At 70.0% G+C, this 12,421-nt stretch carries 8 protein-coding genes; 6 read left to right on the forward strand and 2 right to left on the reverse strand.

Going from position 1 to position 12,421, the window contains the following annotated elements; translation table 11 throughout:
• The first annotated feature begins 37 nt into the window (after nt 1-37).
• The 3 genes from WMF43_RS46175 (at nt 38) to WMF43_RS46185 (ending at nt 5,162) form a co-directional block, all read left to right on the forward strand.
• Nucleotides 38-1,192 carry an STAS domain-containing protein gene (locus WMF43_RS46175; RefSeq protein ID WP_437675048.1) on the forward strand — a complete coding sequence of 385 codons (1,155 nt, stop codon included), beginning with the start codon at nt 38-40 and terminating at the stop codon, nt 1,190-1,192.
• A gap of 448 nt (nt 1,193-1,640) precedes the next feature.
• Nucleotides 1,641-3,443 carry an FG-GAP-like repeat-containing protein gene (locus WMF43_RS46180; protein WP_437675050.1) on the forward strand — a complete coding sequence of 601 codons (1,803 nt, stop codon included), beginning with the start codon at nt 1,641-1,643 and terminating at the stop codon, nt 3,441-3,443.
• Nucleotides 3,444-4,640: 1,197 nt separating this feature from the next.
• Nucleotides 4,641-5,162, forward strand: coding sequence for a hypothetical protein (locus WMF43_RS46185; protein ID WP_437675052.1), 522 nt, complete (start codon nt 4,641-4,643; stop codon nt 5,160-5,162).
• A gap of 435 nt (nt 5,163-5,597) precedes the next feature.
• Here WMF43_RS46185 and WMF43_RS46190 read toward each other — a convergent pair whose 3' ends face one another.
• The gene (locus tag WMF43_RS46190; RefSeq protein WP_437675054.1) at nt 5,598-7,250 is read right to left on the reverse strand and encodes an amidase; all 1,653 of its coding nucleotides are present in this window, start codon (nt 7,248-7,250) and stop codon (nt 5,598-5,600) included.
• An 888-nt stretch (nt 7,251-8,138) separates the two neighbouring features.
• Entirely contained in the window at nt 8,139-9,347 is a 1,209-nt protein-coding gene (locus WMF43_RS46195) for a cytochrome P450 (protein WP_437675056.1), read from the reverse strand.
• A gap of 807 nt (nt 9,348-10,154) precedes the next feature.
• On the opposite strand from WMF43_RS46195, the gene WMF43_RS46200 reads away from it, so the two are divergent.
• From WMF43_RS46200 to WMF43_RS46210, 3 genes are all read left to right on the forward strand, one after another.
• Complete coding sequence (locus WMF43_RS46200) at nt 10,155-10,874, forward strand: hypothetical protein (protein ID WP_437675058.1); 720 nt, start codon at nt 10,155-10,157, stop codon at nt 10,872-10,874.
• 10 nt (nt 10,875-10,884) lie between these two features.
• Nucleotides 10,885-11,688 (forward strand): hypothetical protein, encoded by an 804-nt coding sequence (locus tag WMF43_RS46205; RefSeq protein ID WP_437675060.1) that lies wholly within the window; start codon nt 10,885-10,887, stop codon nt 11,686-11,688.
• A 103-nt stretch (nt 11,689-11,791) separates the two neighbouring features.
• Nucleotides 11,792-12,163, forward strand: a complete 372-nt coding sequence (locus tag WMF43_RS46210; RefSeq protein WP_437675062.1) for a hypothetical protein — start codon at nt 11,792-11,794, stop codon at nt 12,161-12,163.
• Nucleotides 12,164-12,421: the final 258 nt, after the last annotated feature.

Consider the following 12,421-nt stretch of genomic DNA (forward strand, 5'->3'; position numbering starts at 1 on the left):
GGGCGGCCCGGCGCGTCGTATGAAGCCTCGCCCCGCCATGAGCCTCCTCGATCAGCGCCTCTCGGCCCTCGACTTATCCATCCTGCCGACCTGGATCTACGATCACGATCGCGTGCGGTTCCAGTGGGCCAACCTGAAGGGCCTCGAGTTCTGGCGCGCCTCGGATCGCGCCGATCTGAGCTCCCGCGATCTGTCGGACCTCTCTGCGGCCGCCCGGGCGCGGCTCGACGGCTACATGCGCGTGATCGCGGACGGCGGCACGGTGGTGGAGGACTGGACGCTCTACCCGCGCGGGGAGCCGGCCACCGTGACGCTCCACGGCCAGGGGATCCGCCTCGATGACGGGCGGCTCGCCATCCTGTTCCAGGCGCTGCCGCGGCAGCCGGGGATCGACGCCTCCATGGTGCGCGGTGTGGAGGCGGTCCGCCATTCGTCGGTCCTGGTCAGCGTCGTCGACGAGGAAGGGACGGTGCTCTTCCACAACCCTGCGGCGCTGCGCGCGCTCGGCGACGCGCCGCGCATCGACGCGGCGTTCCCGGACGACGGCGTGGCCGCCGCGATCCGCGGGGCGATCGCCGCCGAGGCGCCGTGGACCGGGGAGGTCCGGGTCCACACGACGGCCGGCGAGCGCTGGCACCAGGTGGAGGCGCGCCGCACGACCGATCCCGTGACCGGCGCGCCCGCGGTGCTCGTGCAGCAGCTCGACGTCTCGGCGCAGCGGCGCGCCGAGGGGCAGGTCGAGGAGCAGGGCCGGCTCATCGACGAGCTGAACCGCTCGCTCGCGCTCGTGGAGGAGCAGCGGCGGCAGATCCTCACGCTCTCCGCGCCGATCCTGGACGTCGGCCGGGGCACGCTCGCCGTGCCGCTCATCGGCCGCCTCGACGCCGAGCGCGGCGACGAGCTCGGCGAGCGGCTCCTGCCCGCCATCGTCGCGCAGCGGGCGGCGCACGTGGTCCTCGACGTCACCGGCACGGACGCGCTCGATCCCGACGGCGCCGCCGCCCTGGAGCGGCTCGCGCGCGCGATCCAGCTGCTCGGCTCCCGGCCGATCCTCACCGGCGTGCGGCCGGAGGTCGCCCGCGCGCTGGCGCAGACGGAGCTCGGCGGCGGCCTGCTCGTCCTGCGCAGCCTCGGCCGCGGCCTGGAGGTCAGCCGCCGGCGCGCGGCGCCGAGGCGACGGCGCCGCGATTAGCCGCGCGCCGCGAGCGCCCGGGCCGATCGTCCCTCGACGATGACCGTTGCGCGCATGCGGTGAGCGTAGGGCGCACCAGAGGAGCGATCCACTCGAGAGGACGCACTCTCTGAAAAGAGACACGGCGATCCGCTGGAGGAGACTCGCCGTGTGCCGGAGTGCGCGCACCCCGGGTGTCCTCCGCGGGCCGCGATGGGCACACCGCCTGCAATCCGCTCCAGCGCCGGCGGAGACGCCGCGCTGGAGGCCGCGTCAGCGCCGAGCAGCGCGGCGGCTCCGGGCGCCGGTGAAGACCAGCCCTGGGCATGTCCCACTCGGTCCAGGGCGATCCAACGCTGCCCGTACACGGGTGCATGAGGGTTGACCCATGAGCATCATCGCGGAAAATTGTGCTTTCGAACCTGCCCGTCTCGAGCGAGGACACGGGTCCCAGAGGCTCCGGAGATGGATGCCGCTCAGCTTGGCGTGGCTCCTCCTCGCCGGCTGCAACGGCCCGGTGATCGGCAGCGATGGCCAGGAGGTCGAGCTCGCCGAGACCCAGGGCGCGCTCTACGTGCGGAGCGGAGCGACCCTGTGGACCGAGAACCGGAGCACGGTCCCGGTCTGCTGGGTCGAGCCTGGCTTTGACGCGGAGAAGAACATCATCGTGAACGCCCTCCAGAATACCTGGGCTCGGTACACGAACGTGGCGTTCACCGGCTTCGGGCGGTGCCCGACCTGGAGCACGGAGAGGTTCGTTCGTGTCCTGGTGCACGCCAGCGCCGACGGGGGCAGCGGAGGTCGCGCGGGGGTGGGAATGAACGCTACGTTCCTCAGACCCTGGCAGGGCAACAGCGTGAGCATCGCGGTCGGCGCCGACACACCCCGGGGCCGCATCGAGTACATCGCGGTCCATGAGTTCGGCCACGTGCTCGGCTTCGATCACGAGCACGCCCGCCCCGACAACCCGGATGTGCGGGAGGACGACCCCGAGTACTGCAGGACCGACGAGGTCAGCATGGGAGGCACCTACGCCACCTGGTATGACCGTGAATCCACGATGCACTACTGCAACAGCGGTGGAAACGGCTCCGGGCGGCTCAGCGCGACGGACATCGCCGGAGCTCAGTCGGTGTACGGGAGGTCGAGCTGGTACCTGGGGATGCTCGACAGGCGGCTGCCCGGCGTCGACGTGAACGGCGACGGGAGGACGGATATCGTCCACCTGCGCGACGTCGGCGGGAGGCTGGGGATGTCCGTGAGCCTCTCGGACGGCGCCGGGCACGTTCCGGCGTGGTCTTCCGACGACATGCCGGCGGGCTCCGGGGCCGTCGAGTGGCTCACCGGCGACGCCGACGGCGACGGCAAGACGGACATCTTCCAGCTGTGGGACAACAGCGGCTCGCTCGGCCTGATCGTGTGGCGCTCGAACGGCGCCGGATACGAGATGTACGGCGACACGAGCGGTGTGGCGGCGGGCTCCGGGGCCGTCAGGTTCCTCGCGGCGGACGTGAACAACGACAAGAGGACGGACATCGTCCAGCTCTGGGACCATCACGGCACCTTGGGCATGATCGTGCACCAGTCGGATGGGACCCGGTACACGACGAGCTGGAGCTCGCTCATGCCCGCGGGGTCCGGGGCCGTGGAGTGGCTCACCGGCGACGCCGACGGCGACGGCAAGACGGACGTCTTCCAGCTGTGGGACAACGGCGGCTCGCTCGGCCTGATCGTGTGGCGCTCGAGCGGCGCGGGATACGCGATGTACGGCGACACGAGCGGTGTGGCGGCGGGCTCCGGGGCCCTCAGGTTCCTCGCGGCGGACGTGAACAACGACAGGAGGACGGACATCGTCCAGCTCTGGGACCATCACGGCACCTTGGGGATGATCGTGCACCCCTCGGACGGGAGCCGGTATGCGACGAGCTGGAGCTCGCTCATGCCCGCAGGGGCCGGGGCCGTGGAGTGGCTCACCGGGGACGCGGACGGCGACGGCAAGACGGACGTCTTCCAGGTGTGGGACCACCACGGCTTTCGTGAGATCATCATCTGGCGATCCGACGGCATCGGGTATCAAGCCTACTCCGACACCTCGGGGATCTGGAGGCTGGGCCCCGCGCTGCAGTTCGTCGCCGGCGATGTCAACAACGACCGGAGGACGGACATCATCCAGCTCTGGGACAACGTCGGGAGGCTCGCCGCCCGCACGCACAGGTCCTATTCCACGTCGTACCTGACCAGCGCCGACAATCCTGACCTGGGTGCCCTCTAGGGCACCGATCATGTAGTTCGAGCGAGAAATCAAGCGCCAAGGACGCCAAGGTATTCTCTTCTTCTTGGCGTCCTTGGCGTCCTTGGCGTCCTTGGCGTCCTTGGCGCTTTGAATCCTGCTCGTCTCAGGCTGGTTCAGCCCGTTTGTCGCTCTCGGGGTCACGGCGGGACGGCGCCGTCGAGCATCGAGGGGCGGGAGCGGAGGGAGGCCGCCCAAGGGGACATCTGGACCGCTGGCCCGGGAGCGGTCCGGCCAGGGCGGGAGCACGCCCACGGCGCCGTCTAGGACGAGCGCCACCCCCTGCGTCCTCGACGTTCGTCCTCTGCGGCGCACGAGAACATCTGCGACGACAGGGGAGATGCGGATCCGTCATGCTGGCCCCATGCTGTTCCCAGCATATGATGAGCGCAGTTGGACAGCACGAAGCCGCGCGAGCAGCGCGCAGTCCGAGGCATAATCAGGCGCCGCGCGTCCGGGCGAGACGACACGCCAGTGCGTCCTGGGCGCCCCTGGGAAATCCGGTCGCCGGGGCGAGACGCGCCTGGCATTAAGCGCTGTCAAACGGACGTCGCGACCGGCCCGAGCCAGGGAGAGCGAGCGAGGAACACCGCAGTGTCTCGAGTGAGCTCGATCGACCGGCTGCGCCCCAGCTCATCAGGCAGCGCCGCGCAGAGCGCAGCGGCCAGAGGCATGTCCCCACAGCGGCGTCCGCCGCGCGGGCCAGGGAGCGCGCAGCGCCGAGGCCTTCGGTCTGGGCCGACCGCGCAGCCGGGAGCACAGACAGCCACGCGGGCGACACGCCGCGTGTGCGGCCCGTGCCGACCGACGATTTCACACACCGCGCTCGATCTCCGCGTCAGCAAGAACCCTGTGCGATTGAGCACGACCGCTCGCGCGCGCTCCCGACGATGCGCCGCGACGACGCTCCCGACGCCCGCCGCGCCGGCCTCGGCCAGCGGAGTCCCGTTCGTCCCGATGCAGGAATGTAGATGACACCGCGCCGACATGAACGTTCGGTGAGCGCGCCAGTGTCACCGCAGATCCATCAAATTCTCCCTGGCGCGCGACGGCGTGGACGCGATCGGTCGACACAGGCGTCCTGCGCACAGAGGCACACAGGCACGCCGGGTGCTTGATGTCCGAAGCAAGATGTCCACGGACCGGAAGGTCCAACCACGGGACATCGATGGAGGAAACATGCGTTCAATTCTCTGCGGAGCGTCGTTCTTGATGGTGGCTGTGGCCGCGATGACCGGCTGCGCGATCGAGCAGGCGGACATGCCTGACAGCGAGATGGGCGAGGACATCGAGAGCGTCGACTCGAGCGCTGCTGCGATCGAGGGCGAGGCCGACCCCGGCAGCGCCACGACGGAGGATCCCATGCCCGGGGGCTTCACGGCGGGCACCGACCTGCTCGTGCTGCCTGGACAGGCCTACGTTCCCCAGATCACGCAGCTGCCGCCGAAGAAGGATGTCTTCGTGCCGAAGAAGGAGGTCTGCCCGACGAAGAAGGACGTCTTCGTGCCGAAGAAGGACGTCTTCGTGCCGAAGAAGGAGGTCTGCCCGACGAAGAAGTCTCCGCTGGTCACGCAGCACTGGGTGACCACGCAGCAGCCGGTGATCACGCAGTACCCGGTGATCACGCAGCGCCCGGTGATCGTGCAGTACCCGGGGATCACGCAGTACCCGACGCATCCGCCGTTCTATCCTCAGCGGTAGTCTGCGACGGCGGTCGTGCTCGCCAAGGGGCCGTGTCCACGGCGACACCGGCGACGCGTCGCGGCTCCGCGGCGTGCCCATGAGACCGTGATGGCTGTATCCAGGCAGCGCGCTCGCTCGCCGGGATCCCATCGAACCGCGGCTGCCCGTCACTCCCCCGGGCGGCGTGGTTCCTTGCGATCGCGGCGCGGCGGGCGGCGCGCGGTGCAGCGCGGGCCCCCGGCGACCCCTCCGGCCGCGACCCCTCCCGAGCCGCCGGCGGCCTCCCTGCGCCGCTCCCGAGATCCCGGCGCCGGGCTCGACCCGTTTCCGGCCGTGTTCCGGCGCGACCACGGCGAGCTGGCGGTCCCCAGGCCCAGCCGTCCCCGTCCACGCAGCCCTCGTCAGGCCTGACCTCGCCGTGACCTGCCGGCGAAGTGGCCTGCCGTGCGCCCGCTACAGAGAGAGGGTCGCCTCGATCCTGTGGTGGGTCGCTTGCTCGTAGTCGTAAGCGAACCCCAGCAGGGCAGGCTCGCTCCAGAGGGGACCCACGAAGATCAGCGCGAAAGGCGCCCCGTTGCTGTACTGGCCGGCGGGCACGACGACGCCCGGGAGCCCGGCGATGTTGATCGCGGACTCCGTCGTCGCGGGGTAGGTGTCCAAGCTTGACAGGTTCGGCACCGTCCCATAGGTCTGCGGGAACGCTAGGGCGTCCAGATCGTTCGCGGCCATCACAGCGTCGAAGACGCTCAGATACTGGCTCCGCAAGGCCCAGAACCCGGACAGGTCGGGCGCCTGATCGGGCTGGTTCAGCGAGTCTGCCAGCACGGGGAGCTCGTCGACGTACCAGGACAGCGGCCCGCCGTCCTGCTGAAACGGAGATACCCCGGTGATCGCCGCCAGCCCGTCGATCGAGCCCACCGTGACCCCGCCGAACGTGACCCCCTTGAGGTAGCGCTGGAAGTCGTACGCGACCGACTCTGTTCCTCGCATGTCGTAGGGCGCGCCGGGCAGGGCCAGCTCGGCGAAGCCGCTGCCGGCGAACGGGTCGTCGACGACGGTCGCCCCCTCGATCTCGAGCTCTTCGACGGCTTGCGCGTACAGGGCCTCCGTCTCCGGCGACAGCGCGTCGAGCCGCCACCCCGGACCGTACAGCCCGATCCGCATCCCGCTGAGGGCGGTCTCGCTCAGGCGAGCCGTGTACCCGCCCGTGGGCAGGTGTCCGCCGGCAGCGGCCGTCTTGGGATCCTCCGGGCTGGGTCCCGCGAGGACATCCATCACCAGGGCGGCGTCGCGCACGGTCCTCGCGATGGGCCCTATGACGTCCCTCGTGCTGCTGGCCAGAGGTACGGTGCCCGCCGTGGGGACGAGGGCGAATGTCGGCTTGATACCGACGAGGCTCTGGGCGGCGGCGGGGTTCTGGATGGAGCCCCCCGTCTCCTCGGCGAGCCCCAGCACCGCGAAATTGGCGGCCACGGCGGTGGCCGTCCCGCTGCTGCTCGCCCCTGGCGCCAGGAGCTTGTTCACGGCGTTGTACGTGGGGCCTGCCCAGCTGCTGTCCGCCCGGGTCCCATCGTCGCTGAACGCCGGGATGTTCGTCTTGCCGAGGATGATGGCCCCCGCGCCGATCAGCCGGTCGACCACCACGGAGTTCTTTCTGGGGAACAGATTGACGCCGCCCGCCGCCTGGGCGCTCAGAGGTGCCCATCCGGCCGTCGAGGGCAAGCCGACGTGGTCCATGGACTCCTTGATGACCACGGGGATCCCCGCCAGCGGGCCGAGGGGTTCGCCAGCCCTTCGCCTCCTGTCGATCTCCCGCGCCTTCGCGATGGCGTTGGGGTTCATGGACGTGAAGGCGTTGTAGGACCCCTCGTATTGCCCGATCCTGTTGAGGTAGGCCTGTACCAGCTCCTCTGCCGTGTACTGATTGCTCCTGTACGCCTGTTGAACGTCCAGGACCGTGAGCTCGGCCACGTTGATCGCGGCGCCGCCCGTGCGTGAGCCGCGATCGTGGACGGACTCACCTTTGGTGGTGCCGGGGACGCCCAGCGCAAAGCCGAAGACAAGGACCGTAGCCCATCCAATGCCAAAACGAGTGTTCTTCTTCATGGTGCGGTGATCTCTCCCGTCTCAAGAGTTCCGTCGCGCGCCGCACGGAGCTCCGCCCTCGCGTCGCGCTCGGGAGGCCGAGCTCGAGCGATCCCACCGGATCATCGGAGCGCCCTCTCGATCGTTCATCGCGAGCACAAATTTCCTTTCGGATCGAAGCGGCTTTGTGCGGACCATCCCGGGAGCTTTGTTTGCCGAGCAGTTGACGCGGACGCGGATGATCCGCGCATCGACCTGTGTCGATCGGATGACGAGACGAGGCCCAGGCGAGGGCTGGGCGGCACTTTATAAGGTGTCCTAAACCGGATTCATTGGCAAGCGTCGAATGTACATGTTCGAATTGTCTCTCGTTGCATCTCCCTCCCCGACACGCGATGCGCCGCGGCTTCCTTGCACGACACGCACCCTGCGCAGCTCACACGCGGCGGGGTGATCCGACCCAGGTTGGGTGATCCGACGCAGGCTACGCCGCGCGGCCGAACGGCGTTGGGCGGGTGACCCAGGGTGCACACGCGGCCCGGCCCACGTCGGGCGGGCGACCCAGGTCGGGGCGACGGGCGCGCAGCGTCATCGCCGGCCGCCGGCCGCCCCGCCGTCAGCGCCGGGCCGCCGCGGCGCCGCCGAGCGTACGGCGGTGGCCCTCGAGCTGGCCGAGCGCACCCGGCTCGGACGTGTCCCTTACATGGACTGCAATCTCGCCGCGGATGATCTGCTCAGCGAGTTCCGCTGTGATGGTTGTCCCCACACCGGCGGTGACTACCCGATCGCACTGCAGGCCAACGACACGGTCCTTCCCACGCCTCCGTGCGAGGAGGAGCTCTTAGCAGGACGCACCTCCTCGTGTCCCCTGCCGGCGCCGTGCTGCATCGGTGCGGCGTGGAGACGGCGCTATCCCGCGGCTCGCGCGCACCGGACCGGCATGGATTTCACCCCGCTCACCCAGTTCGATCGGAGCCGCACGACCGGCCCGGCGAGCTCCATCTCGGGGAGCCTGCGCAAGAGCTCCTCGAAGGCGACGCGAGCCTCCAGGCGCGCGAGCGCGAGGCCCAGGCACACGTGGGGGCCGACGCCGAAGGAGAGGTGCTCGTTGGGAGTACGGCCGACATCGAAGGTCTGCGGATCGCTGAAGACCTCCTCATCGCGGTTCGCGGAGACGTACCACAGGACCACCTTGTCTCCGGCCGCGATCCGCTGCCCGCCGATCTCGGTGTCCCGCACCGCCGACCGCCGGAAGTAGTAGACCGGCGGCGTGAAGCGCAGCATCTCCTCGATGGCCGTCGGGAGGAGCGCGGGGTCTTCGAGCAGGCGCCGGCGCTGGTCGGGGTGCTCGAGCAGCGTGAGCATCCCGTTCGAGAGGAGGTTCTTCGTGGTGTCGTGGCCGGCCGTGAGCAGCAGGTTGAAGAAGCCGCCGAACTCCGTGTACGAGAGCCTCTCCCCGTCCACCTCGGCGGCCATGAGCAGGCTCAACATGTCGTCCCTGGGCGCGTTCCGCCGCTGCTCCGCGAGCTTGTGGGCGTAGGCGTTCATGTTGTGGAGCACCGCCTTCAGCTCGTCGGGCGTGACGCCGTATTCAGGGTCGCTCGCCCCGAAGAACCGCGTCGTCCAGTCGAGCATCTGCCCTTGATCCTCGCGCGGGACGCCGAGCATCTCGAGGATCACCGAGAGGGGCAGCTCGCCCGCGATGTCGCTGGCGAAGTCGCACCCGCCCCGCGCGAGGGCGTCGTCGATGAGGCTGTTCACGAGCTCCCGCACGCGCCCCTCGAGGCGCTGGATGACCCGGGGCGTGAACCCTTTGTTGACCAGCGCCCGGAACCGGCCGTGCCGGGGCGGGTCCATCATGATCATGACATCGGGGTTGGCGCGCATGTCCCCCGGCGGAAAGTCCTCGATGAAGAGGCCGCGCCCCGAGCAGAACGCGGCCGGGTCGCGCGAGATGCGGGCGACGTCCGCGTGGCGCGTGATCGCCCAGAACCCCCTGCCCGCCGGCTCAGGGTGCCAGTAGACGGGGGCCTGCCGGCGGAGCAGCGCGAAGCGCTCGTGCGGCGCGCCCGCGAGGTACAGGTCGGGATCGAGGATATCGACGGTCTCAGGTTTCATCGGATCGGTCTCCCCTCACAAGATCGCGTCAGGGTATCAGGCGGGCCTGCGGTCCGTCTGCGCCGCCAGCCGGAATGCACGCTCTGGACCGCGGCTCTGGCCGCGCCGGCGGGGGCGCCTTGCTACATCCGAGGCGTGGCCGAGGCGAACCCCGCGTGGGCGTCGGGGCTCCGTGGGTGCGGTCCGGCGAGCGTGCTGCCGGCGCCGCAGCGAGCGACGGTGCCGAAGGATGTGGTGCCGGAGGCCGATCGGCGCTGGGTGCGGGGCGTGGGGTGACGGCGAGCGTCGCCGCCCGCGTGCGCGCGGGGACATACCCGCTGCCTCGGGGGCGGTGGTGGAGGGGTGAGCCCTCATGGGATGGAGGCCACCGCCTCCATGCGGGTGTCCGCGGCGGCCCGCCCCTCGTCGAGCCGTCGCTGGGCGCGGGGCTCGCTCCCTGAACGAACGCCGCGTTTTCCCGGTCGTAGCGTCCAGACCGCGCGTGTGAGCGACGCCCGTCCGGCCGACCGGCGCTGCATGCGGGACGTGGCCCGACGGTTGCTATGAGGTCGTCCGGGTCGACTGAATCATCCGGGTCGATCGCGTCATCCGAGTTGTTGCGTCGCTCGGTCGAGCGGCTCCCTCGACGACGGCGGGGGATAACGAGAGAGCCCGGTGGACATCCTCCCTCTCGGTCGGGCGCGGCCAGCGTGCGGGCTCGCCGGCGTGGAGGCGCTGCCGCCGAGGGGCCGTCGACGGCGCAACGGTCGTTGTTTCATGAACAGGATCAGGGGTGAAAGCATGAGATTGGCCTCAACCAGAACGTCGATGATGCTCGTGTTCCTCGCGCTGGCCGCGGGCTGCGGCGCGCCCGAGGAGAGGGACGCGGCGGAGCAGACCGGGGTGGAGTCGCAAGCCCTCGAGTGCGACCGGGAGTGCATCCGGGCGATGGTGAACAGGCACCTCGCGCTGATGGGAGAGTTCGGGAACGAGGCCGCCTACGCGGCTTCGCTGCGGGAGCTCAGGGCGCTCGGCCCGGAGGTCGTCCGCGTGGTCGTGGAGGTCTACGACGCGTGGTCGCTGTCTGCGCCGCCGGACAGGGCCGAGTCGGCGAGGCCCGGCGAGATGCGCTGGCGCGCGGCGCACCTCCTGGGTTCTCTCGGGCAGCGCGACGGCATCGGCCCGCTGGAGGAGATCGCGACGACCCCGCTCCCCGAGCCCGTCGAGGACGAGCACCTCTTCGCGGACGAGTACCGCGTTCGCCTGCGCGCGATCGTGGGCCTGGAGAAGCTGGGCGCCGCGGCCGAGCTGCGGGCGATCTACGCGCACGGCGGCCTCTTGCGCAGGCCGGCGGCGGCGAGCCTGTACGCGCTCGGCGTCGACGTCGGGGGCATCCGCTTCGTCGACGCGCGGACGGCGCTCGCGGAGGACGTGGCCGACTCCACCGACAAGAGCCCGAACGCCGGTCGACCGGCGCAGCCGGAGAAGCCCGGGTCACGGGCGTTCCGCGTGACGCCTCGGACCGACACCCCGGCCATTATTCGATGAGGGATTGACCATGCGAACGACGACCAAAGCGACCCTTGCGTTCTGCCTGCTGTTCGGCCTTGCCTCGGAGGCCCGCGCCGACACGTGCGACACGATCAGGAACACGGAGCCCTCGGTGCAGAAGGGCTTCTGGTGCACACAGCCGTGGATCGATTTTTACTGGGACGCCTACGACTTCGACAAGGGGGACTGGGACGACGGCTTCGGCTGGGAGGCCGCGTGTGATCTGAGGAGGCCGCTGGCGCGCACGTTCCAGGCGATCCAGCTCGTCAATTATGCGTCGCCGAACGAGGCGATCCAGACGAACGACTTCGGCGGCAACATCCTGCGCTGGGGCGGCAACTACACGATTCGTGAGTTCGACGAGCTGGACGCGCGGTGCGGGGACGGGAGCAAGCGGGCGTACACGGTCTGGGGGACGTTCGTCGACAACTACACCGAGCTCTACATGCCGTTCTTCTACAACGAGAACGTGGTGGAGCGCGCCGGGACGCTGATCCACGAGGCGCGGCACGCGGACTGGTGCGGCCACAGCGGCAACGACGGCTCCAACGCGTGCCCTGCGAAGAGCGCCTCGTGCGACGAGAGCTACCTGGACGGCTGCTCGGGCTTCGCGTCGCCGAGCGGGCGGGGCGCGGCGGGCTACCAGGTGCTGTGGCTGTGGTGGTATGCCTTCGAGGCGGACGCGCAGCACAGCTCATCGACGATGAAGGATTTTGCGAGGGACGAGGCGAACCGGATCCTGAACACGATGTTCGACGTCGATCCGTGCTTCAATATCACCAGCAATGGCGGCAAGATCACGACGTGCTAGGAGGGCGGCGCTGGCCGGCTGCTTGTGGGGCGCGTTGTGCCTCACGGGCTGCGCCGGTCATCGCGGGTCCGACATCCCGCCGGCGCCCTGGGCGCAGCTCGAGGTGAGCCACGGCGCCGGCGAGCAGACGGTCCTGTGGATCGATCTGGGGGGTACGTTCGAGGGGGCCCGAGGGGTGACGGCGGTGAGTGGGCGGTTGAGCCTGGAGCAGCTCTCGAGTCTTCGCGAGCTGTTCCGGGACGAGCGCATCGTGGTGTACGAGGGTGACGCGTTGCCGACCGACGGGAGCGTGGATCTCCAGGGCACCGCCGAGCGGCCGATCTTCCGCGTGGTCGTGCGCGAGGCGAGCGGCGCCATCCAGCCAGGCTCGGAGAAGCTCGAGGCGTACTTTGCCGAGGGAGCGCAGCACGTCGAGACGGAGGAGATGCTGTCGGAAGTGAAGAAGATCATCGCGCAGGCGACGCAGGCTCCGTAACGCGCGGCGCCATACGGCGACGCACGCGGCGGCGGCGACGACCCGACCCCGGCAACGACGACCCCGAGGCGACGACGACCGGGGGGACGACCGGGGCGAGGGGACGACCCGACCCAGGTTAGGCGGGGCGATCTGGCGACCTGACCCGGCGAGGACGACCTGACCCAGGTTCGGCGGGGCGACGACGACGACCCGACCCAGGTTCGACGACGCGACCCGACCCAGGTTCGACGACGAGGACGACCTGACCCAGGTTCG

Origin of the sequence: Sorangium sp. So ce131 (genome assembly GCF_051519095.1) — a bacterium.
Taxonomy (GTDB): Bacteria; Myxococcota_A; Polyangia; order Polyangiales; family Polyangiaceae; genus Sorangium.